This window comes from Streptomyces sp. NPDC026672, assembly GCF_040638185.1.
In the GTDB taxonomy this organism is placed as follows: domain Bacteria; phylum Actinomycetota; class Actinomycetes; order Streptomycetales; family Streptomycetaceae; genus Streptomyces.
The window spans coordinates 47,251-72,140 of sequence record NZ_JBEZXS010000014.1 but is presented as its reverse complement, the minus strand read 5'-3'; the positions used below and the strand labels follow the sequence as shown (position 1 = coordinate 72,140).

Below are 24,890 nucleotides of genomic sequence, written 5' to 3'. Positions count from 1 at the left end.
ACACGCTCCGTCCCGGTACGCATCCCACGCACCAAAGGAAACCGCTTCGTGCCCACCCCCCACCCGCCTCGCCCTCCCTATCCGCCCCCCGGCGGCCCAGCGGGAGAATCGGACGAGTCGCTCGCCGCCCCGCTGCGAGCCGGCTCGGACGCCGAGGCGTCCCGCTCCGCCGCGCTCCTCATGGCGCGGCACTGGCGGCCCGCCCAGGAGTACGCGGCCATCTGCCTGGCCACCTCGGGCCCCGTCGCGTACATGGTCACCGCCGGCGCCTTCCACCAGATCCTGGACCGGCTGGTGCTCGGCGAGCCCGCCGACGGACTGCGGCCCCGGCTGCTCGTCGCCGTCCGCGACACGGTCGCCAACTGGTCCGCCGAGGACCGCATATCGGAGGTGCTCCCCGCCCTCCAGAAACCCGCCGGGGGCCGTGGCATGCGTGCCACGAAGTCGATGATCCCCGAGAACCGCACCCTCGCCGAACGCTCCTTCCACGGACTGTCGGCGATGGAGCAGTGCCTGCTGTGGCACACCGCCGTCGAGGCCGAGCCCCTCGACGTGCCCGCCGCGCTGCTCGGCATGGACCCCGACTCGGCGGCCGTCGCCCTCGACCAGGCGAAGGAGCGGTTCCGCGAGGGCTGTGTGCGCGCCCACCGCGACCTCGCGCCGTCCAAGGACTGCCGCTACTACAACCGGCTCCTCGACGTGCCCATCCGGCGCGGCGGCGCCCTGCTGCCCGACGTGCAGCAGCACCTGGGGGAGTGCCGCTACTGCCGGCAGGCAGCCGAACAGCTCGGCCAGATCGAGACCGCGCCGGGCGCGCTGCTCGCCGAGGCCGTCCTCGGCTGGGGAGCCCGCCGCTACCTCGACTCCCGTCCGGGCCGCGGCAGTTCCACCGGGACCCGGGGCCGCGGCTCCTCCCGGCACGGCGGCGGACGCGGCCACGCACGCGGCCGGCAGCGGCTGCTGGCCCGCATCCCGCTGCCCGCGCGCCGCGCCGACGGCACCGCGCGGGCCTCCCGCACCCTGCTCACCGGCGTCGGCATCGCCGGTGCCGGACTGCTCGCCACCGTCCTCGCCGTCAGCGCCTGGCCGGACGGCGGCGACTCCGGTCCCGTCACCGCCACCACCGCCACCGGCGCCCGCGAGGCGCTGCCCGACGCCCAGGCCGCGACCCCGCCCGTCACGTCGCAGCTGCCCGCCGCCGGGCGGCCGACACGGCTGCGCAACGCGTCGGCCGACCTGTGCCTCGACGCCGAAGGCGGCGCGCACGCCGGTGCGCACGTGGTGCTCGCCGACTGCTCCCCGGCGCCGACCCAGCAGTGGACGTACGAGGACGACGGGCTGCTGCACACCGCGGCCGACACCGGTCTGTGCCTGGACTCGCACGCCGACGCCGGCGTGGTCATCCTCGGCACCTGCGCCGACGAGGGCACGGGCCGCGGCGACGACGTGCGCTACGACCTCACCGTCCAGGGCGAGTTCCTGCCGCACTGGGACGAGACGCTCGCGCTCACCGCGACCGGGGCCGTGGCGGGCACCGGCCTGGAGGTCCGGGCCCGCGACCACTCCACGTCCCAGCGCTGGCTGACCGACCCGCCCCCGGCCGGCCCCGGCTCCCTCTCGGTCGCCGGCACCGAAGCCCCCGTCGGCCACCCCGCCGACCAGGTGACCCAGGGCTAGCTAGGGTCTATTTGCGAAAATGGATCTTGGTCGTGAGCGTTTCCCCTCCGGGCACCGCGCGCCTGCCAACAGTTGCGGGTGGGTGTCGCGGGCCCGGGGGGCCTTGGCCATCTGGGCCGTCTCCGCGCGGGATGCAACGACGGCGGTCGGCGATGCGCGTCCTGCCGGTCAGCCTCGCAGCGGAAGCCTCCTGCCCTTCCTCGTCTCCTCAGAGCCCAGCGCGTTGGTGAACGGTTGAGCCAGCCGGAATGAGGTGCCGCGGCTAGGGCGGCCTTGGAACGTCCCGGCGCCGGAACCCGGAAGCGCTCACAACTGATCGTGACCAAACAGATTCTGACGGTGTGCCACACAGGGACGTCAAGACTCCGGACAGAGTCCGACGCCATGCGGCACAACGGCCGGAATCCCCGCTTGACCAGCGGCGACCTGTCCGGTCCGGTCCTGCGCAGCGACCCCTCGCGGACGGCCCCGACGCACTACGCTGGAACCCAAGTGACGCACCTGCTCACTGTGAGTGTGCGCTCGGGAGTGGCGACGATGAGCCCGGACTATCCGTTCGACGAGGGGGCGACGGCCCGGGCTGTGCTCGCCGCCGACGGCACGCTGACCGAGTGGAACGAGGGCGCCCGCCGGCTGCTCGGCCACAGGGCCGCCGACGTCCTGGGCCGCCCCGCCACCGACCTCCTCGCCGACGACACCGCCCCGCCCGCGCTCGCCGGCCGCCGCTGGGACGGCACGGTCGGTCTGCGCCACCGCGACGGTCGCACGGTCACGGTGTGGCTGCTCGCCCACCACCGGCCGTCGGGCGAGCGCCGCCCCGCCGCCGACTGGCTCCTGGTCACCCCTCTCGAAGGCGACACACCGGCGTCCGGGGACGATCCGCTCGCCGATGTCGCGCTGACCCAGTCGCCGTGCGCCGTCGCGGTCTACGACGACCGGCTGCGGCTGCGCCGGCTGAACGACGCCATGTCCGCGGTGATCGGCCTGCCCGAGGAGCGGGCCCGCGGTCTGCGGGCCTCCGAGATCGGCGGCACCCCGCAGAGCATCACCGTCGAGGGCGAACTGCTCGAAGTGCTGCGCACCGGCAGGGCCCGCGACGTGCACACCTACTCCCGCGCGGGCGGCGAGGACCGCGCCCACGCCTGGCTGGCCCGGCTGGCCCCGGTCACCGACGCCGACGGACGGGTGCGCGGGGTGTGCCTGGCCGCCCACGACTTCACCGAGAACCACCTCGCCCGCGAACGCCTCCAGCTCGTCAACGAGGCCAGCGTGCGCATCGGCACCACCCTCGACGTCTCCCTCACGGCGCAGGAGCTGGCCGACGTCTGCGTGCCGGCCCTCGCCGACTTCGTCCGCGTCGACCTGCTGGACCCCGAGGAACTGGACGGCCCGGCCCGGATCACCGCGCCCGTGCGGCTGCGCCGGGCCGCGCACCGCTCCGTGCTCGGCGGCGCCCCGGAGGCGCTGGTCGAGCCGGGCCGGGTCGCGACGTACCCGGCGGCCTCCCCGCAGGCCGGTTCGCTCACCGCGGGCCGCACCGTCGTCGGCTCGCTCGCGGCCGGCGACCTGGAGCGGCCCGCCTGGGACGCGGCCCGCGCCCGGCGGATGACGGAGTTCGGCATCCACGCGGTGATGTCCGTGCTGCTGCGGGCCCGGGGCGTCACCCTCGGGGTGGCGGTCTTCACCCGCCACCGCCGTCCGGAGCCGTTCACCCCCGACGACGTGCTGCTCGCCGAGGAGATCACCGCCCGCGCGGCGGTCTGCATCGACAACGCCCGCCGCTACTCCCGCGAGCGGGAGACCGCCCTCGCCCTCCAGCGCAGCCTGCTGCCCCGCTCCCTGCCGCGCACGGCGGCGGTCGAGGCCGCCTCGCGCTATCTGCCGGCGGCCCGCGCCGGGGTGGGCGGCGACTGGTTCGACGTGATCCCGCTGTCCGGGCTGCGGGTGGCCATGGTGGTCGGCGACGTCGTCGGGCACGGCGTCCAGGCGTCGGCGACCATGGGCCGGCTGCGCACCGCCGTGCGTACCCTCGCCGACCTCGACCTGGCCCCGGACGAGCTGCTCACCCACCTCGACGACCTGGTGGTGCGGCTGTCGGAGGAGGCCGGCGGCGACGGCAGCACCGGCGAGGTCGGCGCGACCTGTCTGTACGCGGTCTACGACCCGGTGTCGCGCCGCTGCACGCTGGCCCGCGCCGGACATCCCCAGCCGGTCCTGGTCCCGCCCGGCGGCCCGCCCCGGCGGCTGGCCCTGCCCGCCGGTCCCCCGCTGGGCCTCGGCGGGCTGCCCTTCGAGTCGGCCGAGATGGAACTCTCCGAGGGCAGTGTGCTCGCGCTGGTCACGGACGGGCTGATCGTGAGCCGCGAGCGGGACGCCGACACCGGTTACCGCGGGCTGTGCGCCGCCCTGGCCGACGGCTCGAACCGCCTCGACGAGACCTGCGACCGGGTGCTGGGCGCGCTGCTGCCGCCGGGCGGCGCCCAGGACGACGTCGCCCTGCTGCTGGCCCGCACCCGTGGCCTGCCCGCCCGCCAGGTGGCGACCTGGGAGGTGCCGGCCGATCCGGCGCTGGTCGCCCCCGTCCGCAAACAGGTCGTCGAGCAGCTGGACGCCTGGTCGCTGGCCGAGGCCGCGTTCACGGCGGAGCTGGTGGTGAGCGAGCTGGTCACCAACGCGATCCGCTACGGCTCGGCGCCGGTGCGGCTGCGGCTGATCCACGACGCGGCCACGCTGATCTGCGAGGTGTCCGACGCCAGCCACACGGCGCCCCATCTGCGCCGGGCGCGGACCTGGGACGAGGGCGGGCGCGGGCTCATGCTGGTCGCACAGCTCACCCAGCGCTGGGGCAGCCGGCACACGGCCGAGGGCAAGACGATCTGGGCCGAGCTGGCCCTGTTCGCGCAGGACTGACCCGGGGAGCGGATCAGGGCGCGGATCAGGGCGCGGCCAGCCAGGGGCGCACCTGTCTGCGGGCCTCGTGCAGCCGGGACTTGAGGGTGCCGAGCGGGATGCCGACACGCTCGGCGACCTCGGTGTACTCCAGCTGGCAGAGGTCGCGGTAGACGAGCGGCGCCACCAGGTGCGGGTGCTCGCGCTCCAGCCGGTCCAGCGCCTCCAGCAGGTCGACGCGGGAGCCCGCGATGACGCTGGTGGTGCGCGGGTCGACGTACTGGGCCGGTTCGATCACGGCGGGCTGCTCGGCGGCGCGGCGCTTGAGCTCGCGGTACTTCTGCCGCGAGCAGTTGGCGACCACGGTGTACAGCCAGGTGCTGAAGCGGCTGCGGCCCTCGAAGGTGGTGATCTTCCGGGCGATCTGGAGCAGGACGTCCTGCGCGGCCTCCTCGGCGTCCTCGCGGCAGGGCAGGAAACGCCCGCAGCGCCGCACGACCTCGGGCCCGACCTCGCTCAGCAGCCGGTCCAGTGCCGCCGGGTCGCCCGCGGCGGCGCTCCGGGCGAGGTCCTCGGTCAGCTCGCCGTCGTACACGGAAGTCCCTCTCGGAGTCGATCTCGGGCCAGGCATGATAGTCGCATGCACTCCCTCGAGCGGATCGGCCGCTACCGTCTCGAACGGCGCCTGGGCACCGGCGCCTTCGGCACGGTGTGGCTCGCCCACGACGACCAGCTCGAGGCCCCCGTGGCGGTGAAGGTCCTCGCCGAGAACTGGTCGCACCGCCTCGACGTCCGGGAGCGTTTCCTGTCCGAGGCGCGGCTGCTGCGCAGGGCCGACTCGAACCGGGTGGTCCAGGTCTACGACATCGGCGAGCTCGACGACGGCAGGCCGTACTTCGTGATGGAGTACGCCGACGCCGGCACCCTCGCCGACCTGCTCGCCCGCGGCCCGCTGCCGCCGGCCGAGGCGCTCGCGCTGACGGCGCTGGCCGCCCGGGGCGCGGCGGCACTGCACGAGGCGGGCATCGTGCACCGGGACGTCAAGCCGACCAACGTGCTGCTGCGCACCGCGCCGGACGGCACCCGCCGGGTGCTGCTGGCGGACCTGGGGCTGGCCAAGAGCCTGGCGCAGGCGTCCGGGCTGACCCTGGCCGCCGGTTCGGCGGGCTACCAGCCGCCCGAGCAGGCCGAGCCCGGCGCGGGCATCGACGCGCGCGCCGACGTCTACAGCCTGGGCGCGCTGGGCTACGAGCTGCTGACCGGCACCGTGCCGGGGGCGCCGGGCCGGATCGTACGGCCCGACCGGCTGCGTCCGGAGCTGGACGAGGACGTCGTACGGGCGCTGCTGCGGGCCCTGGAACCGGACCGGGAGCGGCGCTGGCCGGGGGCGCGGGAGTTCGCGGACGAACTGGACCGGCTGGCCGCGCGGGCGCCGCGGGGCACGTCCCGCGGACGGCGCGACGGGGCGCGCCGGCGGCTGGGCCGCCGGGCGCTCGCCGGGGCCGCGCTCCTCGCGGCGGCGGCAGCGGCGGTCACCGTCACCCTGGTGACCCGTGACCGCCCCGCCGACACCGTGCGGGTCGCCGACGCCACCGGGCGGATCAGCGTGGAGGTGCCCGCGGGCTGGGGCCGCCGGCTGCGCGACTCCGGCTGGGACCCGCGGGCGCTCGGGCTGGCCGCCGGGCACGAGCCGGGGCTCGCGGTCGCCGACGACCTCACGAAGTGGCCGGACCTCTCGGCCCCGGTGAACGGGGCGTTCGTCGGTCTGAGCGAGCGGGGCGACCTGGCGGCGAAGGTGGCCGCCCTCGCCCACCGGGGCTGCCACTACGACGGCGCCCGCGGGTTCGCGGACGGCACGTGGACGGGCCGTACCCGGGCCTGGAGCGGCTGCGCGGGCGGGGGCGCGATCACCGAGACCGCGCTGACCCCGGCGGGCGGCAGATCGGGACCCGGGGTGTACGTGCAGGTCCGCGAGCGCGACGGGGACGACGCGACGGACCCGGTGCTGCGCTCGCTGCGGATCGTCTGACCGGAGGGCGGGAGACGGCCGCGGCGGGGAAGATGCCCCTGCGGGGGTACGCGGCGGGACGGGACCGTCGCCCGTACGGGAGAAATCTTCGCCCGGCCGCGAACTTTTACGGCGGTGTGCGCATCGCACCTGGGTGACGGCGCACGAGGCGCCGTAGGCACGCCCCACCGCGTGCCGTGACCGTCAGGAGTGTTGAGAGATGGCGTACACGTCCCGTTCCACGCGTCGGGCGGCCCTGCTCGTGAGCTCGGTCGCCGTGCTGGGCCTGCTGACCGCCTGCGGCGACGGGTCCGGCGGCCAGGCGGGCCCCGAGAAGGTCTCGGGCACGGCCGCGCCCGCCACCGGCGACGACACCACCGGCACCGCCTCGTCCGGCACGGGCGGCGACGGGTCGGCGTCGCGGAGCGCCGCCCCGCCCGCCGGCACGTCGCAGTCGTCCCCGTCGTCCGCCGCGTCCGGCGGCGCGGACGCCTCGGGCGGCGGCACGAGGACGGCGAGCGCGAGCGGCCGGTGCCACACCTCGGAGCTGAGCGCCACCGTGGGGGGCAACGACCCGGGCGCCGGGCAGGAGAACTTCCCGCTGGTGCTGACCAACACCTCCGGCCGCACCTGCACGCTGCGCGGCTATCCCGGCGCCGCGTTCGTGAACGCCTCGGGGGACCAGCTGGGCGCCGACCCGCAGCGCTCCTCCGGCTCGCCCACGACCGTGACGCTGCGGCCCGGACAGCGCGCCTGGGCGGGGCTGTCCTTCTCCAACCCGGAGATCAGCGGGGCGAAGAGCGCGAAGCCGGCCGCGGTGCTGGTCACCCCGCCCGACGAACGGGACAGCCTGAAGGTGACGTGGAAGGCGGGCGCGGTGCCGGTGTCCGGCAACTCCTCCTCCGTCCGCCTCACGGTGTTCGGCCCAGGCTCCGGAACCTGAACCCGACGTCCTTGTGCCGCCGTCCCCCGGTGGCGGCGCAGGCATGAGGGCCGGGTCTGTTTTCATGGGCGGGCACCGTCCGCACCGTCCTGGAGGCAGGAGCCCTGAACACCGCACTCGCCGAGGCCCTGTCCGTCGTCCTGCTCGCCGCCGTGCTCGCCTGGGCCGTGATCCGGCCCCGCGGTCTGCCCGAGGCGGTGCTCGCGGTGCCGGCCGCGGGCGTCGCGATCGCGAGCGGGGCGATCGGTCTCGGTCACGCGCGGGCGGAGGCCGAACGGCTCGGGCCGGTCGTCGGCTTCCTCGCGGCGGTGCTGGTGCTCGCCCACTTCTGCGACGTCGAGGGGTTGTTCCGGGCCTGCGGGGCGTGGATGGCGCGCTGGGCGGCGGGCCGCCCCGTGCCGCTGCTCACCGCGGTGTTCGCGCTGGCGTCGGTGATCACGGCGGTGCTCAGCCTGGACGCGACGGTCGTGCTGCTGACGCCGGTGGTGTTCGCCACGGCGGCCCGCACGGGCGTACGGCCGAAGCCACACGTGTTCGCCTGTACGCACCTGTCCAACACGGCGTCGCTGCTGCTCCCGGTGTCCAATCTGACGAACCTGCTGGCGTTCGCGGCGAGCGGGCTGGCCTTCACCCGGTTCGCGGCGCTGATGGCGCTGCCGTGGCTGGTGGCGATCGGGGCCGAGTACCTGGTGTTCCGGCGGTTCTTCGCACGGGATCTCTCGGCGGCGGCGCCCGTGTCGCCGGAGGCGGGCGAGGCTCCCGGGCTGCCTCTGTTCGCGCTGGTCACGGTGGGCTGCACGCTCGCCGGGTTCGTGGTGACGTCGGCGGCCGGGATCGAACCGGCGTGGGCGGCGTGCGCGGGCGCGCTGGTGCTGGCCGGGCGGGCGCTGCTGCGGAGACGGGCCACACCGCTGGAGGTGGTGCGGGCGGCGGCCCCGGCGTTCCTGGCGTTCGTGCTGGCGCTCGGCATCGTGGTGCGCGCGGTGGTGGACAACGGGCTCGCGGACGTGCTCGGGCACGTCGTGCCGTCGGGGTCGGGGCTGCCCGCGCTGCTCGGCATCGCGGCGCTGGCCGCGGTCCTGGCCAATCTGATCAACAACCTGCCCGCGGTCCTGGTCCTGCTGCCCGCGGTGGCGCCGGCCGGGCCGGGCGCGGTGCTCGCGGTGCTGCTCGGGGTGAACATCGGCCCGAACCTGACGTACGCCGGTTCCCTCGCGACGCTGCTGTGGCGCAGGATCGTGCACCAGCACGAACACGGCGTGGACCTGAAGGAGTTCACCGCTCTGGGCCTGCTCGCCGTGCCGTCCGCGCTGGGTGTGGCGGTGGTGGCACTGTGGGGGTCGCTGCGGGTGCTGGGCGCCTGACCGTCACGGGCCGCCCGAGCCGAAGGAGGTCGCCTGGATGCGTGTCGTCGTATGGGTCGCCGAGGGGACGTGGCCCGCGTGTGTGGACGCGGTGCGGGAGCGGGTGCCGGACGGGGCCGAGGTGGTGCTGCTGCATGTCGCCGGGGCGGGGGTGCCGGGCCTCGGGCACGGGGCGTTCGCGGGGCTGCTGGGGCGCGGGCACGAGCACGACCCCGGGGATCTGATGGACGAGCAGGACGGACGTTCGGCGGCCGAGCTGCTGGACGCGGCGGCGCGACGGCTGGGGCGGCCGTGCGCACGGCTCGAACGGACGGGACGGGTGGAGCGGGCGGTGGTGGGCGCCGCGGAGGGCGCCTCCTTGCTGGTGCTGGCCCGGGACGGCGACCGCTCCCGGCTGGGCCCGCACAGCCTCGGGCCGGCCGCGCGGTTCGTGGTGGACCACGCGCCGTGCGCCGTGCTGCTGGTCTGGCCGGAGGCGGCGCCGGGTCTGACGACGATGCCGCCCCCGCCGCCGCGGCACCGCTGAGCGGGCGGGCGGGTTCAGCGGTGGCGCCGGCCTCCGCCGTCGTGGCCGTATCCGGACTCGGGTGCGTCGCCCCAGCGGTCCCAGGCGCAGTAGGCGGGGTGGCGGACGCAGGGGTCGGTGAGGCCGGGGGTCCGGGAGGGGGACGGCGGCGCGGCCGGCGGGGCCGGGGCGGTGGTCGAGGGGCGGGAGCCGGCGGGCGGTGGGGGCGCGGGGGTGGCGGAGGGGGACGCGGACTGTGTGCGCTCGGCGCCCCAGTTGACGACCTCCATCTGGAGGTCGGGCCGTGAGGTGTCGACGACCCAGCGCTGGACCCGGGTGTCGACGCGGTTCTTGAGCACGAGGGCGCCCCCGCCGTCGGTGGCGGCGGGGGCGAGCGCGAGGTCCTGGTCGAAGCGGGGCACGAGGGCGCCCTGGAGGGTGAAGTCGTAGCGCACGCTCTTGCCGTTCGCCTCGGACGCCCGTGCGCAGGGGGCGAGCCGGACGGAGAAGCCGAGGCGGGAGTCGAGGCAGAGGTCGGGCTCGGCGGTGCTGCGCAGCAGTCCGTCGCGTTCGTAGGTCCACTGCTGGGTGGCGGCGGTGGAGCACTTGGCGAGCGCGGCCTCGGCGCCGGCGGTCGCCCGGCCGCCGGTCACCGCGACGCACAGCCCGGATTCGAGGTTGTGCAGTCGGCCGTGCAGCACGCCCTGGGCGCCGGTGCCGGTCCAGGTGGGGTCGGACTTGGACTCGCCTGAGCCGGGGGTGACGGTCTGCCGGGGGCCGGGCCGGTGGCCCGCGTCGTCGCCGGAGCCGAGCACCGACCACAGGACGAGCGGCAGGACGACGAGGCCGCTCACGGTCAGCGCGGCGAGCGCGACGTTGCGGCGGCGGGCGCGGCGGGCGGCGCGCAGCGCGGAGCGTCGGGAGCCGCCGCGCGGGCGGGGCGCGGCCGGGGCGCCGAACGCCTCGCCGCCGGCGGGTGCGGCGGACTCGGGCGGGAGCGGCCCGGGGTTGTCGAGGAGGCCGGCCCGGGCCCGGACGTAGTCCTGGGCGGCCCAGCCGAGGACGGCCTCGGCGAGGGCGGGGCCGAGGCCGTCGTTGAACTGCGCGAGCTGGTCGGCGGCGTGCCGGCAGTGGCGGCACCGGCCGAGGTGGTCGTGGAGGTCGGGGTCGACGTGGAGGGCGCCGCGCCGGAAGGTGACGTCGAGCATGCGGATGTAGCGCAGGCACTCGTCGTCGTCGGCGAGTTCGCGGTGCACCTGGAGGCATTCCTCGCGCAACCGGGCGCGGGCGCGCGCGAGTTCGACCCGGGCGCCGTCCTCGTCGAGGCCGAGCAGCGCGGCGGGGACGGCGAGGGCCTCGGCCTCCACCTCCGTGTGCCACAGCACCGCGCGGGCGGACTGCGGCAGCCGCTGGAAGGCGCGGGAGAGCAGCCGTCGGTCGGCGGGCGGCAGCAGCCGGGCCCCGGTCCGCTCGCCGTCGGGGGTGCGCAGGGCGGGGTGCAGCAGTTCCTGGCGTCCGTCGTTGTCCCACTCGGCGGCGATGCGCCGCACGGTGACGAGCAGATGGGGGCGCCAGGCGGCGCTGGGGCCCGACTGCCGCAGCGACTCGCCGAAGAGGCGGGTGAACGCGGCGGTGGTGAGCATGCCGGCGGCGCGCGTGGAGGCGGTGCACAGCCGGGCGTAGGCGAAGGCCGCCTCCCAGTGCCGGTCGAGGAGTTCACCGACGGGGTGCAGCGCGGGTGTCGATCCGGTCCACTTCTTCAGTTCGGCACTGAGTTGTTCGTCCGTCACATCGAACGGACGAGCGGGACGCGGCGAATTCGACAAGCCTGCGTCATTCACGGCTGCATTCCTCCCAGACACAACGCGGAATTAGTCCGTACCAGGGGTCCGCGGCATCTCGGACGTCGCCTACGGCGGCTCTTGTGAAGCGTGGGGGCGTACGGGGAGGGGCCACGCGCCTGCAGAGGGATACGTGAATGTCTGCATGCGAACAGCACTCACCTTTGCACAGCCCGTCATGTCAGAACAAGCGATCCCGAAATTTTCCGGATTCCCTCACGAGGTAGGCGATTTGACCCTCCGTCAATAACGCGCATTCACGCGTTGTCGCCGAATCGACATTTCTTTTTACGGCCCGTTCAGCGCGCGGGAGCGGTACGCGCCGGGCGGCAGTCCGTACCGTTCGCGGAACACCCGGTGGAAGTGGAACGGGCTCGGGAACCCCGAGGCGGCGGCCACCCGCTCCACGGTCAGGTCGGTGTTCTCCAGGAGCCGCGCGGCATGGCCGAGCCGGGCCTCGCGCAGGGCGCGCATCGGGGAGCGGCCGGTCTGCCGGGTGAACAGGTGGGCGAACCGGGAGGGTGAGAGCGCGACGTCCGCGGCGAGCGAGCGCACGGTGTGCGGGGCTCCGGGGTCGGCGGCGATCAGCTCCTCGGCCCGGCGCACGCGTGCGTCGCCGCCCGGCGGCGGTGCGGGCGCGCGGGCCGCGGCGGCGGCGAGCACGACGGCCTCCTCCAGTGCACACAGGGCGAGTTCACGCGCGGCGCCGCCGTGGGCGACGGCCACCGGTTCGCCCTCGGCCGGGGCGAGCGGGGCGGGTGCGCCTGCGCCGGTCCAGCGGGCGTCGGCGAGCATCCGCCGGAACACCGCGTCGACGCGCTCGCGCAGGTCGGCGGGGACGGGGCCGACGGCGTACATCCCGTCGGCGACGGCGTACGGGCCGAGCCAGGCCGCCCAGCCGGGCCGGACCTGGCAGTGCGCCCACCAGAAGTCCCAGCGCGGGGCGCCGGGCGCGACCGCGTAGCGGTGCCGGACACCGGGCGCAAGCACCACCAGGTCGCCCTCGCCCGCGTGGACCTCGGCCGTGCCCTGGCGCACCAGTCCGCGTCCGGCCGTGGTCCAGGTCAGCAGCCAGCTGTCCGCGCCGGCGGGCCGCTCGACGCCGTAGCCGGGCCCGCGGTCGTAGCGGCCGACGACCACCGGGCCCGGCGGCGGCGAGGGGTCGCCGGGCACGGCAGCCCGGGGCAGGTGCGCAGCGGTCATGGGCATCCTCCGATCGTGCGGGTCGTCCTAGCGTGACGGAGTGAGGACACCGGACCGAGGAGTGGACGGATGACAGCCACGGACAGCGGCGCCGCCGGCGCCCCCACCCCGCCCGCGCCGCTGCTGCGGCGGCGGGTCGCCGAGTTCGAGGAGCAGGGCTTCACGGTCGTACCCGGGCTGTTCGGGCGCGACGAGGTCGACCGGCTGTGCGCCGTGTTCGCGGCGCTGCACGCGGCCGGCCGACCGGTGCCGGGGCACTACGAGCCCCGGGTGCCGGCGGACGGCGCACCGGTCGACCCGCTGCACGCGTATCCGCGGGTGATGCATCCGCACGAGATCGACGGCCTGGCGCGGGACGTGCTGCTGGACGCGCGGCTGCGGACGGTCCTGGAGGCGCTGCTCGGCGAGGAGGTGCTGGCCGCGCAGAGCATGTTCTACTTCAAGCCGCCGGGGGCACGCGGGCAGGCGCTGCACCAGGACAACTTCTATCTGCGCGTGGAGCCGGGCACCTGTGTGGCCGCGTGGCTGGCCTGCGAGGCGATCGACCGGGACAACGGCGGGCTCGAAGTGGTGCCCGGCACCCACCGGATGGATCTGTTCTGCCCGGAGGAGGCGGACGAACGGCTCTCGTTCGCCCGGGAGTTCGTGCCACCGCCGCCCGGACTGAGCGCCGTCCCGGTGGACCTGGCGCCGGGGGACGTCCTGTTCTTCAACGGCAGCCTGGTGCACGGCTCGCAGCCCAACCGCACGGCGGACCGCTTCCGGCGGTCGTTCATCGCGCACTACGTGGGACGGTCGGCGCGGCAGGTCGGGACGCACTACCGGACGCTGTCGATGTCGGGCGACCGTGTGCCGCTCCCCGAGAGCGGGGGTGCCGGGCCGTGCGGCACCGAGTTCCCGCCGGGGCCGGTGCCGTAGTGACTCGGGGGCGTCGTGGAGCGCGGGTCCGTCGTGGTCGGTCGCGCAGCTCCCCGCGCCCCTGTCGGGGCGCCTTCCGGCGCCCCGAGGGCCTGCTCAGTGACCGCTGACGGCGCGCGGGGTGTACGGCGCCTCCAGTTCCTCGGTCTCCTTGTCGGTGAGGGTCAGTTCGACCGCCGCCACCGCGTCCTCGATGTGCTGGGGCTTCGCCGCACCGATGATGGGGGCGGTCACCGTGTCCTGGTGCAGCAGCCAGGCGAGGGCGACCTGGGCGCGCGGCACACCGCGGTCGGCGGCGATCCGGGAGACGGCCTCGACGATGGAGCGGTCGCCCTCCAGGTAGAGGCGGCTGCCGAACTCGTCGGTGGTGCTGCGCCCGGTGACCGTGCCCCAGTCGCGGGTGAGCCGGCCACGGGCGAGCGGGCTCCAGGGCAGTACGCCCACGCCCTGGTCGGCGCAGAGCGGCAGCATCTCCCGCTCCTCCTCGCGGTAGAGGAGGTTGTAGTGGTCCTGCATGGTGACGAACCGGGTCCAGCCGTGTCGCTCGGCGGTGTACTGGGCCTTGGAGAACTCCCACGCGTACATCGAACTCGCCCCGATGTAGCGCACCTTGCCGGCCTTGACCAGGTCGTGGAGCGCCTCCATGGTCTCCTCGATCGGCGTCTCACGGTCGTAGCGGTGGATCTGGTAGAGGTCGACGTAGTCGGTGCCGAGGCGGCCGAGGCTGTGGTCGATCTCGGACATGATCGCCTTGCGCGACAGACCGCCGCCGTTGGGTCCTGGCCGCATCCGGCCGTTCACCTTGGTGGCGAGGACGATCTCGTCGCGCCGGGCGAAGTCCGCCAGCGCCTTGCCGACGATCTCCTCGCTGGTGCCGTCGGAGTAGACGTTGGCCGTGTCGAAGAAGTTGATGCCCGCGTCCAGCGCCTGCCGGATCAGCGGGCGGGACGCCTCCTCGTCGAGGGTCCACTCGTGGTTGCCGCGGTCCGGATCGCCGTACGTCATGCAGCCCAGACAGATCCGCGACACGTCCAGGCCGGTCGAACCGAGCTTCACGTACTGCATCGTCACTGCTCCTGACTTCGGAACGGTTGTCACACGGAGCGTACGTCGTCACCCTGTGCCGGACGGCCGGGCGGGTGGCCTACTGCAGCGGGAAGGTCCGCCCGCGCTCCGACTCGGGGCGGGGGCCGAAGATGCGGCGGTCCGCCTCCTCGATCGGCACGTCGTTGATGCTGGCCTCACGGCGGGTCATCAGCCCGTGCTCGTCGAACTCCCACAGCTCGTTGCCGTACGAGCGCCACCACCGGCCGTCGGCGTCCCGGGACTCGTACTGGAAGCGGACGGCGATGCGGTTGCCGTCGAAGGACCACAGGTCCTTGCGCAGCGCGTAGTCGAGCTCGCGCTCCCACTTGGCGGTGAGCAGGTCGACGATGGCGGCGCGGCCGGTGACGAAGGTGTCGCGGTTGCGCCAGACCGAGTCCTCGGAGTAGGCGAGGGACACCTTGTGCGGGTCGCGGGTGTTCCAGGCGTCCTCGGCGGCCTGGACCTTCCGGGCGGCGGTCTCACGGGTGAAGGGCGGCAGGGGCGGACGGTCGGCCATGGTTCCTCCTCGACGGGGCGCGGGCTGCGCCGACAGCGGAGAACGTGCGTTCTCGGGTTGGCTGCTACCATAGGAGAACGCACGTTCTCTCGTCAAGGAGTGATGGTCCATGGACAGCGCAGCCGCCCGTGAGCAGGCGCTGGACGCCGCGGAGAAGCTGTTCTACGGCCGGGGCATACAGACGGTCGGCATGGACGACGTGCGCGGCACCTCGGGCGTCTCGCTCAAGCGCCTCTACCAGCTGTTCCCCGCGAAGGAGCAGCTCGTCGTGGCCTATCTGGAGCGGCGCGACGAGCGCTGGCGGGGGCGGCTCGCGGCCCATGTGGCGGCGCACGGGGACCCGGAGCGGCGGATCCTCGCCGTCTACGACTGGCTGGAGCTGTGGTTCGGCGAGCCGGACTTCCGCGGCTGCGCCTGGATCAACGCCAACGGCGAGCTGGGGGCGACCTCCGAGCGGGTGCGCGAGCAGGTGCTCGCGCACAAGCGGGCGTTCCGGGAGTACCTGACCGCGCTGGTGACGGACGCGGGACTGCCCGCCGTGCTGGCCGGTCCGCTCTTCCTGCTGGCGGAGGGGGCCATGGTCACGGCGGGCATCACCCGCACCGCGGAACCGGCCGGGCAGGCCCGGGCGGCGGCCGAGGTGCTCGTCGCGGCGGCCGGCGGGGTCAGCCGGCCGGTTCGGTCACCTTGATGGCGCCGACCGGGCACGCCTGGGCCGCGTGCCGCACCATCGGGTCACCGCCGCCGTCCTCCTTGCCGGGGAGCAGCGTGCTGAACCCGTCGTCGTCCTGGGTGAAGACCGCGGGGGCGGCCAGGGCGCACTGCCCGGCGCCGATGCAGAGGTCCGTGTCGATCTCGATGTGCATGGGTCGAGCCTCTTACCAGGTCACGGGGAGTTCCAGCATCCCCTGGATCGTGTCGCCGGGCTTGAAGGGGATCTCCGCCGCGGGGGCCGCGAGACGGAGCCCCGGCAGCCGTTCGAGGAGGGCGCCGAGGGCGATCTCCATCTCCGCGCGGGCCAGGTTCTGGCCCAGGCACTGGTGGATGCCGAAACCGAACGACACATGGTGGCGGGCCGAGCGGTGCCAGTCCAGGCTGTCCGGGTCCGGGTAGACGGCGCTGTCGCGGTTGATGACCGAGGTCGAGAAGACCACGCCCTCGCCCGCCCGGATGGTGGTGCCGTCGATCTCGATGTCCTCGGTGGCCAGGCGCAGCAGCCCGTCCGCGATGGACAGCATCCGCATCAGCTCCTCGACCGCCGCGGGCAGCAGCGCCGGGTCGCGGCGCAGCTCCGCGAGCCGTTCGGGGTGCTGGAGCAGCGTGAAGGTGCCGAGCGAGATCATGTTGGCGGTGGTCTCGTGCCCCGCGACGAGCAGGATGAGCGCGAGCGAGGTGAGTTCGGCGCGGTCCAGATCGCCGTCGCGCAGCTGGTGGTGGACGAGTTCGCCCAGGATGCCGGGTCCGGCCTCGGGCCGGGCGGCCTCCCGGTCGATGAGGTCGCCGAGGTACTCCTCCAGGCGGTCCCGGGCGGCCATGGTGTCCTCGGCGGCCGGGCCGCGCAGCAACTTGCGCGACTGCTCCTCGAAGAACTCGTGGTCGGCGTACGGGACGCCCAGCAGGGCGCAGATCACCATGGAGGGCACGGGCAGCGCGAAGGCGCCGACCAGTTCGGCCGGCGGGCCCTGGGCGATCATCGCGTCGAGCCTGCCGTCGACGATCCGCCGGATCTCCGGGCGCAGCTCGGCCGCGCGCTTGAGGGTGAACGAGGGGATCATCATGCGCCGCTGGGTGCGGTGCTCGGGGTCGTCGACGCCCAGCAGGGCGGCCTTGCGGTCCTTGGACGACTCCGCGAACCGGCGGGTGGTCGCCGGGAAGTCCAGGGCGGTGCGGTCGGTGGACAGCCGTGCGTCCGACAGCAGGGCGCGGGCGGCGGCGTGTCCACTGACCAGCCATGCCTGACGGCCGTCGAAGAGCGTGACGCGGGTCAGCGGCCGTGCGTCACGCAGCGGGTCGTAGGCGGTCGGGGGGTGGTAGGGGCAGGTGCGGTCCTGGGGGAAGGCCACGGCCCCGTGGGGGCGGGCCGGGTCGGTGGATTCCGTCAGGTCCGTCAGTTCCGTCATGGAGACCTCGCAGACGAAGGGTGTGCGTCGTACCGATCTTCATTAGATGCCCGGGGCACCCAATGAACGACGGCAAGTTCGGCCAGATCGCCCACAGGGGCGATCTGGCCGAACCTCGCGGTCCCGGGCGCACGGTCCACGCCGAAATCCGGTTGCCACAACCGGTCGGCACACCGCAGGATGCGGCGCATGTCCACGACCGACGCCCTCCTGCCACCGTACTCCGCCGTCCTCGCCGAGCGGGTGCGACAGCAGCCCGGCCGTCCCCGGAGGCCCGGTCCCGTACGCCGGTGACGGGCGCGTTCACCGCGGGGCTGCTCGCCGGTTTCGGCATCGCGGTCCCCGTGGGCGCCGTCGGGACGTATCTGGTCTCCCTCACCGCCCGGACCTCGCTGCGCACCGGGGTGTGCGCCGCGCTCGGCGTGGCGAGCGCCGACGGGCTCTACGCCCTGCTCGCCACGGTCGGCGGGTCCGCGCTCGCGGCCGTCCTGCGGCCGGTGCTCGGCCCGCTGCGCTGGGCGTCCGCCGCCGTCCTGGTGGCGCTGGCCGTGCGCGGGGCGCTCACCGCGCTGCGGGAGCACCGGGGGTCGCGGGCCGGGGCGGGGGCCGACGGGGAGCCGGGCGAGGCGGCCGACCGGGCAGCGGGCGAAGAGGCCGGCCCGGCGGCAGGCGAAAAGGTCGGCCCGACGGCGGCCGGGAGGAGCGGCCCGGCGACGAGCGAGAAGGGCGGCCCCTCGGCGGTCGACAAGGGTGGTGCAGCGGCAGGCGAGGACGCCAGCCCGGCGGCGGGCGAAAAGGTCGACCCAGCAGCGGCCGGGAGGAGCGGCCCCTCGGCGGGCAAGAAAGGCGGCCCGGCGACGGGCGACAAGGGCGACCCGGCGGCGGGCGGGAAAGGTGGCCCGGCGGCTGGAACCGGGCGGCCGGTTCCGGGTCCGGTGAGGGCGTATCTCGGCCTTCTCGGGATCACGCTCCTCAACCCCGCCACGGTGCTGTACTTCGCCGCGCTGGTGATCGGCGCCCGTGCCGCGGGCGAGGTGCGCCCGTGGGAGCAGGCCGTGTTCGTGCTCGCGGCGTTCGCGGCCTCGGCCGTCTGGCAGGTGCTGCTGGCCGGGAGCGGCGCGCTGCTGGGCCGGGCGCTGACCGGGCGGCGGGGGCGGCTGGTGACGGCGCTGCTGTCGAGCGGCGTGATCCTCGCGCTGGCCGTACGGACGACACTGTCGTCCCCGTGACGGCGCGGGTCGGATGATCCGTGCGCGTCCGGGTGTTGAATCACCGTGTCAGACAGCCGTGTTCCGACGAAGGGGAACGACAGCGATGCCTCTTGAGGGCGAGTACCAGCCCAGTCCGACCCAGTGGGTGCGGGAGCAGGTCGAGTTGTACGAGGGCTCCGGCGGCACCGAGGGGACGACGCTCCGCGACACGGGACTGCCCGTGATCCTGCTCACGAGCCGGGGTGCCCGGAGCGGCAAGATCCGCAAGACCCCGCTGATGCGGGTCGAGCACGAGGGCCGGTACGCCGTGGTCGCCTCGCAGGGCGGCGCGCCCAAGCACCCGGTCTGGTACTTCAACCTCAAGGGCGATCCGCACGTGGAGCTCCAGGACGGCCCGGTCAAGCGGGACATGACGGCCCGTGAGATCACGGGCGACGAGCGGGACCGGTGGTGGGAGCGGGCCGTCGCCGCCTACCCGCCCTACGCGGAGTACCAGGAGAAGACCGACCGGACGATCCCGGTGTTCGTCCTGGAACCGGCCACCGGGAGCTGATTCCGGCCGGGTGCCCGTGCCGCCCGAAGAATTCCGTTCAGGGAACGCATGAAGGCGTTCCGCCCCGGGCACCCGCTCGTCGGGCCCCGCCGCGTTCCCCCGTCGCGGCGGGGCCCGTTTGCGTCGGTGCACGGACCGTGCGGTCGGGCGCCCGTGGCGGACGGGGGGTGTCCGGTTTACGCCCCTCGCGTGCACGGGGGTGGCCGGAATGGTGTGCCGGAAGTAACACACCTCGGGGGCTGCTCGCGGTGTAGATCATTTAGGCTCTGGGCATTCTCGTACCGCTTCATGGTCCAACACGCGGGCCGGGAAGCCGAGTTCGAGTGGGGAGTGGCGTCGTGGCCGCCCCCTCGCAGGGCCGGGGGACTCTGCGTCACCGTCTCCCGAAAGGACGCTCATGCCTCAGGACGTCACGTTCGACCTGCCCTTCGACACGCCCGTGAGCGAACATCTGGCGCACGCGCGCGCCCGCCATCTGCGCTGGGTCTGGGACATGGGTCTGGTGCGCAGCCGGGCGGGGTTCGACGAGTACCAGTCCTGGGACCTGCCGCAGGCGGCCGCCCGCACCTATCCGCACGCCTCGGCGGAGGACATGGTCGTCCTGATGAACTGGTTCTCGCTGGCCTTCCTCTTCGACGACCAGTTCGACGCCAACCAACCCGACCGCGCCGACCGGATCGCGGAGGTGGCACGTGAGCTGATAGCCACTCCGCTGCGGCCCTCGGGCGTCCGGCCACGGGTGGTGTGCCCGATCACCGTGGCGTGGGCCCAGGTCTGGGAAAGCCTCTCCGATGGCATGTCCCTGACCTGGCGGAGCCGGTTCGCGGCCTCCTGGGGCCGCTTCCTGGTGGCGCACTGCGAGGAGGTCGACCTGGCGGCGCGGGGGCTCGCCGGGACGCTGGGCCTCGACGAGTACGCCGCCTTCCGCCGCCGTACGGTCGGCATCCACCACAGCATCGACGCGGGCGAGCGCAGCCGCCGCTTCGAGGTGCCCGCCGAGGCGCAGGCCCATCCGCTGATGGAGCGGATGCGCGATCTGGCCGCGGACACCATCGGCTTCATGAACGACATCCACTCCTTCGAGCGCGAGCGGCGGCGGGGCGACGGCCACAACCTGATCTGCGTCCTCCAGCGGGAGAAGGACTGCTCCTGGCAGGAGGCGGCCGCCGAGGCGTACCGCATGACGAGCGCGTGTCTGGAGGAGTACGTCGCCCTGGAGGCGAAGGTGCCCCGGATGTGCGAGGAACTGGGTCTCGACGAGGACGGGCGGGCCCGGGTGGCGATGGGCGTGGAGGCCATCCAGCACTGGATCAACGGCAACTACGAGTGGGCGCTGACCACGGGGCGCTACGCCGCGGCCAAGGAGGGTCCGGCCGCCACCGCGGAACTGGCCGGACGCGGCTCGGTCGACGACCTGCTCACGGTGTGACGGGACCCGTGGGGGCCGCCGCCCGGACGGACGGCGACCCCCATGGGCCGTGCACCGGGCCGGGAACCCGCCGGTTCCCGGCCCGGCCGCTCTTGCGGCCCGGCCACTCAGGCCGGTCAGGTCGCTCAGGCCGGTCAGGCCGCGAACTCGACGGGCAGGCTGTCCAGGCGGGATTCCCAGGTGGAGGCCGTCGAGGTGAGTTCCTCCGGCGGGACCGCGAGCCTGAGGCCCGGCAGCCGGTGCAGCAGGACGTCCACGGCCGTCTCGATGATGCCCTGGCCGAGGTTCTGCCCCGGGCACTCGTGCGGCCCGGCGCTGAACGCCAGGTGCGACTGGTTGCCCGCGACCGACACCTCGGTGTCCGGCCGGACCTCGGGGTCGGCGTTGCCGGCCGCGAGCCCGAGGACCAGCAGGTCGCCCTCCTTGACCGGACAGCCGCCCAGCTCCAGGTCGGAGGTGGCGAACCGGCCCGGCAGCACCGCGAGCGGCGGGGTGTCCCACATGACCTCCTCCACCACGGAGGAGAGGTTGAGCTGTCCGCTCACCAGCCCGGAGCGCCGGGCCGGTTCGGTGAGGACGAGGTGGAGCACCCGGGCCAGCAGGTTGCTCGTCATGGTGTGGCCGGTGATGAGCACCAGGCGCAGGTGGTTGACGAGTTCGTCCTCGTCCAGGTCGGCGGGGTGGTCGATGAGCCCGCTGGCGAAGTCGGAGCCCGGCTCGGCGCGCTTGCGCACGGCGAGTTCCCCGAGGACGTCCATGATCTTCTGGTTGTGGACGAGGGCGTCGTCGCCGCCCATGAGGACCCGGTTGCTGGACTCGGCCAGGGCGCGCCCCTCCCCCTCGGCGAGCCCGAGGATCCGGGTGAGGACCAGCATCGGCAGATAGTCGGCGAAGTCCGTGACCAGGTCGGCCCGGCCGGTGCCGGCGAACGCGTCGATCTGCTTGTTGGCGAAGTGCGTGACATGACGGCGGAAACCGCGACCCGCGACACCGTGCAGGTTGTCGGTGACCGCGGCGCGCAGTCTTCGGTGCGGCTCGCCGTCCTGGGAGACGCAGTCGGGCCGCCAGCCGAGCATCTGGATGAGCGGTGAGGTGTCGGCGACCCTCCCCTCCTTCCAGTCCCGCCAGATCCGCGAGTCGCGGCTGAACTGGAGCGGGTTGTCGAGCACCCGCCGGTTCTCGCGGTAGCCCAGCACCAGCCAGGCCGGGATGTCGCCCTCCAGCAGGATCGGCGCGATCGCACCGTGCCGCTCGCGCAGCCGGGCGTAGATGCCGTGCGGATCCTTCTCCGACTCCGGCCCGTACAGCCGGGTGGCCCCGGCGCCGTGCGCCACCGGGCAGCCTCCGGCGGCCGGGTCGAAACTGTGCGGCTGGTCGTTCATCGGGGCTCCAGGGCGACGGCTTCCGAGCGTTCCTGCAGATGGCGGATCAGCGCGACGAGCACATCGCGGCTGGAGTGCCGGTCGCGGGCGTCGCAGGCCACGATCGGGGTGTGCGGCGAGATGTCCAGGGCGTCCCTGATCTCGTCGACCGGGAAGTCCTTGGAGTCCGGGAAGACGTTGAGGGCGACGACGAAGGGCACCTTCTGCCGCTCCATCTCCTCGATCGCCCGGAAGCTGGAGGCCAGTCTGCGGGTGTCCACCAGGACGACCGCGCCGAGCGCGCCCTTGAACAGCCCGTTCCACAGGAACCAGAACCGCTCCTGGCCCGGGGTGCCGAACAGGTACAGCATCAGGCTCTCGTTGAGGCTGATCTTGCCGAAGTCCAGGCTGACGGTGGTCTCGGCCTTGTCGGTGATGCCGATGAGGTGGTCGGAGCCGACACTGGCCTGGGTGAGGGTCTCCTCGGTGGTGAGGGGCTTGATGTCGCTGACGGAGCGGACCATGGTGGTCTTCCCGGTGCCGAACCCTCCGGCGATCATCACCTTCACCGAGCGGGTGCCACCGTCGGCGGGGCGGCCGGGACGGTCAAAGCCGTTCAAGTCCACTGAGTACCTCCTGAAGGAGCGCGAGGTCGGGCCCGTGCCCGGCGTGGTGCGCCGGGATGGGGTCACGGGCTTCGACGCGGCCTGCGTCCAGCAGATCCGCCAGCAGCACCGCGAGAATGTTGAAGGGCAGTCCGAGGTGGGCGCCGAGTTCGGCCACCGACAGCGGATCACGACAGCGCCGGACTATCTCCTCGTGCTCGTGCTGCATGCCCGGCGCGGGGGCCGTGAGGGACACGATGAGGGTCGCCACGTCGAGGCTCGACGCCGACCCGCCCGGTCCGCTGCGCCCGCCCGTGAGGACGTAGTAGCGCTCAAGGCCCTGGGGGTCCCCCCTGGTCGAGCGATGCCGAGAGCCAGGGGGAGGATCGCTGGGCCTGCGGGGAGCACTCATCCAGAGTGCTCCTCCAGGCGCGGCGTGGTGCCGAGCAGTTCACCCATGCGACGGGCCAGATCCCTCATCTGATGGCCGAGCAGCCCCTGGTCGAGGCCCTCCCGGGCGAGGACGCCGAGATAGGTCTCGACACCCGCGCGGACGACGAAGAGATGACCGCCGTCGACCTCGATCATGGCGAGCCGCAGCTGGCCCGCGTACTTGGGGAACTGCTCCGCGACCGGCTGGGCGAGGGCCTGGAGGCCCGCCACGACGGCCGCGAAGCGGTCCACGTCGTCGGGGTCGTCGGCGCCGAACGAGGTGATCGCCTTGCCGTCGCTGGAGGCCACGAGGGCGAAGCGGATCTCCGGGATGCTCTCCACCAGATCGCGGAGCGCCCAGCTCACGTCGGTTCCCTGTTGCGTCATGTGGACTAGTCGCTCTCTCGTGTGCGGTGCGCGGTGGACTCGCGGTCCTCGGACGGCGCGGGTGCCACGGCTTCGGGTAAGGCGGACTCGGGACGGCCGTGCGCGGTGTCCGGGTCGGATTCGGTGGACTCGCTGCCCCGGGACGCCGGTTCGGGCTCGTCGGGGCGGTTCTCGGGGGACGTCCGCGGGGCGCCGATGGCCTCGCGGCCCGCCGTGGCGAACGCGGCGAGGCCCGCGAAGGACGCCTCCGGCGGGATCGCCGAGACGTCACCTCCGGCCGGCTCCGGCGTCCGTGCCCGGTCATCCTCCCCGCGCCGAATGCTGCGCCGCCGGGGCAGCCCGCCGGGCGTGGTGTCCTGGGCGTCGATGACCTGCGCGGGGAAGTCCTCCGGGAAGTCCGGCACGATCAGCGCGGGGGGCTCGACGGGCGCCAGGACCTCGGCGGCCGGGGCGGCCGGCGTGTTCGCGGTCGGCAGCGGGGAGAAGTACTTGTGGGGGACGACGACCACGACCGAGGTGCCGAGCCAGGGCGAGTCGGCGTAGGTGACGCGGATGCCGTAGCGGCGGGCGAGGATGCCGACGACGCGCAGGCCGATGTTGGCGTCCTCCGAGATGCCGCCGAGACCGGGTCCCCCCTCGGTGCCGGCGAGGGACTGCTCGGCCTCGCGCTTCTTCTCCTCGCTCAGGCCCTTGCCGGAGTCCTGGATCTCGATGCCGACGCCGTTCGGGACCTCCTTGCCGGAGACCAGGACCGGCTCGGTGGGCGGCGAGTAGCGGGCGGCGTTGTCCAGGAGGTGGGCGAAGATCAGCGTGAGGTGGTCCACCAGACCGCCGTCGACGCCGAGTTCGGGCAGGTGCCGTACCTCGATGCGGTGGAAGTCCTTGATCCGGCCGATGCCGCCGCGGACCACGCTCAGCAGGCGCTGCGGCTCCTGCCACTGGCGGCCGGGGCGGTCGGAGCCGCCGAGGACGCCGATGCTGGCGGCGAGACAGTCGGCGGGGCCGATCTCCTGGTCCAGCTCCATGAGGCCCTGGGCGACCGCGGGCAGCCGCCCGTGCTCACCCTGCATCTCGTGCAGCCGGCCGCGGAGTTTGCTGGTCAGGACGTGGATGCGGTTGCCGATGCTGATGACGGCCTGCTCGGCGGAGGTGGAGCGGTTGAGCTCCTGCTCGACGCCGATCAGCGAGGTCCGCAGCACGCGGCGCAGGTCCGCCTGGACCTCCTGGCCGACCTTCCCCGAGCGGTCGGGGGCGGGCAGCAGGTCGTCGACGCCGTCGCCCTCGCGCAGCCGGCGCAGCGCCTCGGGCAGCTGCTGGTCGGCGAGCCTGGCCACCGCGTCGCGCTGGTGGACGAGTTGGTCCTGCCAGACCTCGGCGCGGTCCTCCAGCTGGGACTCGTAGGACTTGGCCTGGTCGGCGAGCCGCTCCTCGTACGCCCGTGCGCTGTCCGCGAGCTGCGCCTCGAAGGCCGCCGTCAGCTCGGTGATCCGGGCCTCGTGGCCGCTGTGCTCCTCGGTCAACTGGGCGTCCAGCGAGGCGCGTTCGGCGCTGAACTTGCGTTCCAGACCGGAGACGTGCTGCTGCCACTGCTGGGAGTGCTCGGCCTGGGTGGTGCGGGAGTCGGCCGCGGCGCGGCGCAGTTGCCGCTGCGAGCGGATCAGGAGTCTTACGCACACGGCGCTCGCGGCGGTCGCGGCGGCGCCCGCCAGGGCGACCGTGAGGCGTTCCGAGCTCATGAACGTCGCGGCGACCGTTCCACCGCCCAACGCCGATGGCATCAGCCACCAGCTGTACCAGGCGACGGGGGCCCGCGCCGCCGGTGGCGGGGTGGCGAGTTCCAT

At 74.2% G+C, this 24,890-nt stretch carries 22 protein-coding genes and 2 pseudogenes; 12 read left to right on the top strand and 12 right to left on the bottom strand.

Annotation, left to right across the window (positions count from 1 at the left end; translation table 11 throughout):
* The first annotated feature begins 48 nt into the window (after positions 1 to 48).
* Entirely contained in the window at positions 49 to 1,677 is a 1,629-nt protein-coding gene (locus AB0F77_RS18355) for an RICIN domain-containing protein (RefSeq protein WP_361949072.1), read from the top strand.
* Positions 1,678 to 2,214: 537 nt separating this feature from the next.
* Positions 2,215 to 4,587: a SpoIIE family protein phosphatase gene (locus AB0F77_RS18350; protein ID WP_361949069.1), complete on the top strand. Its 2,373-nt coding sequence runs from the start codon at positions 2,215 to 2,217 to the stop codon at positions 4,585 to 4,587.
* Positions 4,588 to 4,612: 25 nt separating this feature from the next.
* On the opposite strand, the gene AB0F77_RS18345 is transcribed toward AB0F77_RS18350, so the two are convergent.
* Positions 4,613 to 5,161 carry an RNA polymerase sigma factor gene (locus AB0F77_RS18345; protein ID WP_361949066.1) on the bottom strand — a complete coding sequence of 183 codons (549 nt, stop codon included), beginning with the start codon at positions 5,159 to 5,161 and terminating at the stop codon, positions 4,613 to 4,615.
* Positions 5,162 to 5,206: 45 nt separating this feature from the next.
* On the opposite strand from AB0F77_RS18345, the gene AB0F77_RS18340 reads away from it, so the two are divergent.
* From AB0F77_RS18340 to AB0F77_RS18325, 4 genes are all read left to right on the top strand, one after another.
* On the top strand, positions 5,207 to 6,595 hold the full coding sequence (locus AB0F77_RS18340; RefSeq protein ID WP_361949063.1) for a serine/threonine-protein kinase: 1,389 nt from the start codon (positions 5,207 to 5,209) through the stop codon (positions 6,593 to 6,595).
* A gap of 199 nt (positions 6,596 to 6,794) precedes the next feature.
* Positions 6,795 to 7,517, top strand: coding sequence for a DUF4232 domain-containing protein (locus tag AB0F77_RS18335; protein ID WP_361949060.1), 723 nt, complete (start codon positions 6,795 to 6,797; stop codon positions 7,515 to 7,517).
* Positions 7,518 to 7,621: 104 nt separating this feature from the next.
* Positions 7,622 to 8,881, top strand: coding sequence for an arsenic transporter (locus AB0F77_RS18330; protein ID WP_361949386.1), 1,260 nt, complete (start codon positions 7,622 to 7,624; stop codon positions 8,879 to 8,881).
* A gap of 37 nt (positions 8,882 to 8,918) precedes the next feature.
* Positions 8,919 to 9,407, top strand: a complete 489-nt coding sequence (locus tag AB0F77_RS18325) for a universal stress protein (RefSeq protein ID WP_361949057.1) — start codon at positions 8,919 to 8,921, stop codon at positions 9,405 to 9,407.
* 14 nt (positions 9,408 to 9,421) lie between these two features.
* Here the strand turns inward: AB0F77_RS18325 and AB0F77_RS18320 are convergent, their stop codons facing one another.
* Both AB0F77_RS18320 and AB0F77_RS18315 read right to left on the bottom strand, forming a co-directional pair.
* Entirely contained in the window at positions 9,422 to 11,227 is a 1,806-nt protein-coding gene (locus tag AB0F77_RS18320; protein ID WP_361949054.1) for a ricin-type beta-trefoil lectin domain protein, read from the bottom strand.
* 288 nt (positions 11,228 to 11,515) lie between these two features.
* The gene (locus AB0F77_RS18315; protein WP_361949051.1) at positions 11,516 to 12,430 is read right to left on the bottom strand and encodes an AraC family transcriptional regulator; all 915 of its coding nucleotides are present in this window, start codon (positions 12,428 to 12,430) and stop codon (positions 11,516 to 11,518) included.
* Positions 12,431 to 12,499: 69 nt separating this feature from the next.
* Here AB0F77_RS18315 and AB0F77_RS18310 point away from each other — a divergent pair, with 69 nt between their 5' ends.
* Positions 12,500 to 13,348, top strand: a complete 849-nt coding sequence (locus tag AB0F77_RS18310; protein WP_361949048.1) for a phytanoyl-CoA dioxygenase family protein — start codon at positions 12,500 to 12,502, stop codon at positions 13,346 to 13,348.
* Between the two features lie 96 nt (positions 13,349 to 13,444).
* Here AB0F77_RS18310 and AB0F77_RS18305 read toward each other — a convergent pair whose 3' ends face one another.
* Complete coding sequence (locus AB0F77_RS18305; RefSeq protein ID WP_361949045.1) at positions 13,445 to 14,413, bottom strand: aldo/keto reductase; 969 nt, start codon at positions 14,411 to 14,413, stop codon at positions 13,445 to 13,447.
* A 79-nt stretch (positions 14,414 to 14,492) separates the two neighbouring features.
* Positions 14,493 to 14,951 (bottom strand): nuclear transport factor 2 family protein, encoded by a 459-nt coding sequence (locus tag AB0F77_RS18300; RefSeq protein WP_361949042.1) that lies wholly within the window; start codon positions 14,949 to 14,951, stop codon positions 14,493 to 14,495.
* Positions 14,952 to 15,060: 109 nt separating this feature from the next.
* Between AB0F77_RS18300 and AB0F77_RS18295 the strand changes: the two genes are divergently transcribed.
* On the top strand, positions 15,061 to 15,642 hold the full coding sequence (locus AB0F77_RS18295; RefSeq protein WP_361949039.1) for a TetR/AcrR family transcriptional regulator: 582 nt from the start codon (positions 15,061 to 15,063) through the stop codon (positions 15,640 to 15,642).
* Here AB0F77_RS18295 and AB0F77_RS18290 read toward each other — a convergent pair.
* Positions 15,617 to 15,817 (bottom strand): ferredoxin, encoded by a 201-nt coding sequence (locus AB0F77_RS18290; protein WP_361949036.1) that lies wholly within the window; start codon positions 15,815 to 15,817, stop codon positions 15,617 to 15,619. The two genes, AB0F77_RS18295 and AB0F77_RS18290, sit on opposite strands and share 26 nt — an antisense overlap.
* Positions 15,818 to 15,829: 12 nt before the next feature.
* A complete protein-coding gene (locus AB0F77_RS18285) occupies positions 15,830 to 17,071 on the bottom strand; it encodes a cytochrome P450 (protein WP_361949033.1) in 1,242 nt (413 codons plus the stop codon).
* A 290-nt stretch (positions 17,072 to 17,361) separates the two neighbouring features.
* On the opposite strand from AB0F77_RS18285, the pseudogene AB0F77_RS18280 reads away from it, so the two are divergent.
* The 4 genes and pseudogenes from AB0F77_RS18280 to AB0F77_RS18265 form a co-directional block, all read left to right on the top strand.
* Positions 17,362 to 17,655: pseudogene (locus AB0F77_RS18280) on the top strand (LysE family transporter); the annotation flags it as partial.
* A gap of 342 nt (positions 17,656 to 17,997) precedes the next feature.
* Positions 17,998 to 18,300 (top strand): annotated as a pseudogene (locus AB0F77_RS18275) (lysine transporter LysE); the annotation flags it as partial.
* Positions 18,301 to 18,385: 85 nt separating this feature from the next.
* Entirely contained in the window at positions 18,386 to 18,835 is a 450-nt protein-coding gene (locus AB0F77_RS18270) for a nitroreductase family deazaflavin-dependent oxidoreductase (protein WP_361949030.1), read from the top strand.
* 397 nt (positions 18,836 to 19,232) lie between these two features.
* The gene (locus tag AB0F77_RS18265; RefSeq protein ID WP_361949027.1) at positions 19,233 to 20,264 is read left to right on the top strand and encodes a 7-epi-alpha-eudesmol synthase; all 1,032 of its coding nucleotides are present in this window, start codon (positions 19,233 to 19,235) and stop codon (positions 20,262 to 20,264) included.
* Between the two features lie 134 nt (positions 20,265 to 20,398).
* Here AB0F77_RS18265 and AB0F77_RS18260 read toward each other — a convergent pair whose 3' ends face one another.
* The 5 genes from AB0F77_RS18260 to AB0F77_RS18240 are packed head-to-tail and all read right to left on the bottom strand — an operon-like array spanning position 20,399 to position 24,890.
* Positions 20,399 to 21,646, bottom strand: coding sequence for a cytochrome P450 (locus AB0F77_RS18260; RefSeq protein ID WP_361949024.1), 1,248 nt, complete (start codon positions 21,644 to 21,646; stop codon positions 20,399 to 20,401).
* On the bottom strand, positions 21,643 to 22,251 hold the full coding sequence (locus AB0F77_RS18255; RefSeq protein ID WP_361949021.1) for an ATP/GTP-binding protein: 609 nt from the start codon (positions 22,249 to 22,251) through the stop codon (positions 21,643 to 21,645). Before AB0F77_RS18255 ends, AB0F77_RS18260 begins: the two co-directional genes overlap by 4 nt.
* Positions 22,232 to 22,642, bottom strand: coding sequence for a DUF742 domain-containing protein (locus AB0F77_RS18250; RefSeq protein ID WP_361949018.1), 411 nt, complete (start codon positions 22,640 to 22,642; stop codon positions 22,232 to 22,234). Before AB0F77_RS18250 ends, AB0F77_RS18255 begins: the two co-directional genes overlap by 20 nt.
* On the bottom strand, positions 22,639 to 23,049 hold the full coding sequence (locus AB0F77_RS18245) for a roadblock/LC7 domain-containing protein (protein WP_360750736.1): 411 nt from the start codon (positions 23,047 to 23,049) through the stop codon (positions 22,639 to 22,641). Before AB0F77_RS18245 ends, AB0F77_RS18250 begins: the two co-directional genes overlap by 4 nt.
* A 5-nt stretch (positions 23,050 to 23,054) precedes the next feature.
* On the bottom strand, positions 23,055 to 24,890 hold the full coding sequence (locus tag AB0F77_RS18240; RefSeq protein WP_361949014.1) for an ATP-binding protein: 1,836 nt from the start codon (positions 24,888 to 24,890) through the stop codon (positions 23,055 to 23,057).

Coding starts and splice junctions, on each gene's coding strand:
- AB0F77_RS18270 (WP_361949030.1), top strand. CDS start 18,386: ATGCCTCTTGAGGGCGAGTACCAGCCCAGTCCGACCCAGTGGGTGCGG.
- AB0F77_RS18250 (WP_361949018.1), bottom strand. CDS start 22,642: ATGAGTGCTCCCCGCAGGCCCAGCGATCCTCCCCCTGGCTCTCGGCAT.
- AB0F77_RS18265 (WP_361949027.1), top strand. CDS start 19,233: ATGCCTCAGGACGTCACGTTCGACCTGCCCTTCGACACGCCCGTGAGC.
- AB0F77_RS18295 (WP_361949039.1), top strand. CDS start 15,061: ATGGACAGCGCAGCCGCCCGTGAGCAGGCGCTGGACGCCGCGGAGAAG.
- AB0F77_RS18305 (WP_361949045.1), bottom strand. CDS start 14,413: ATGCAGTACGTGAAGCTCGGTTCGACCGGCCTGGACGTGTCGCGGATC.
- AB0F77_RS18350 (WP_361949069.1), top strand. CDS start 2,215: ATGAGCCCGGACTATCCGTTCGACGAGGGGGCGACGGCCCGGGCTGTG.
- AB0F77_RS18340 (WP_361949063.1), top strand. CDS start 5,207: ATGCACTCCCTCGAGCGGATCGGCCGCTACCGTCTCGAACGGCGCCTG.
- AB0F77_RS18335 (WP_361949060.1), top strand. CDS start 6,795: ATGGCGTACACGTCCCGTTCCACGCGTCGGGCGGCCCTGCTCGTGAGC.
- AB0F77_RS18290 (WP_361949036.1), bottom strand. CDS start 15,817: ATGCACATCGAGATCGACACGGACCTCTGCATCGGCGCCGGGCAGTGC.
- AB0F77_RS18310 (WP_361949048.1), top strand. CDS start 12,500: ATGACAGCCACGGACAGCGGCGCCGCCGGCGCCCCCACCCCGCCCGCG.
- AB0F77_RS18245 (WP_360750736.1), bottom strand. CDS start 23,049: ATGACGCAACAGGGAACCGACGTGAGCTGGGCGCTCCGCGATCTGGTG.
- AB0F77_RS18240 (WP_361949014.1), bottom strand. CDS start 24,890: ATGGAACTCGCCACCCCGCCACCGGCGGCGCGGGCCCCCGTCGCCTGG.
- AB0F77_RS18325 (WP_361949057.1), top strand. CDS start 8,919: ATGCGTGTCGTCGTATGGGTCGCCGAGGGGACGTGGCCCGCGTGTGTG.
- AB0F77_RS18300 (WP_361949042.1), bottom strand. CDS start 14,951: ATGGCCGACCGTCCGCCCCTGCCGCCCTTCACCCGTGAGACCGCCGCC.
- AB0F77_RS18285 (WP_361949033.1), bottom strand. CDS start 17,071: ATGACGGAACTGACGGACCTGACGGAATCCACCGACCCGGCCCGCCCC.
- AB0F77_RS18260 (WP_361949024.1), bottom strand. CDS start 21,646: ATGAACGACCAGCCGCACAGTTTCGACCCGGCCGCCGGAGGCTGCCCG.
- AB0F77_RS18315 (WP_361949051.1), bottom strand. CDS start 12,430: ATGACCGCTGCGCACCTGCCCCGGGCTGCCGTGCCCGGCGACCCCTCG.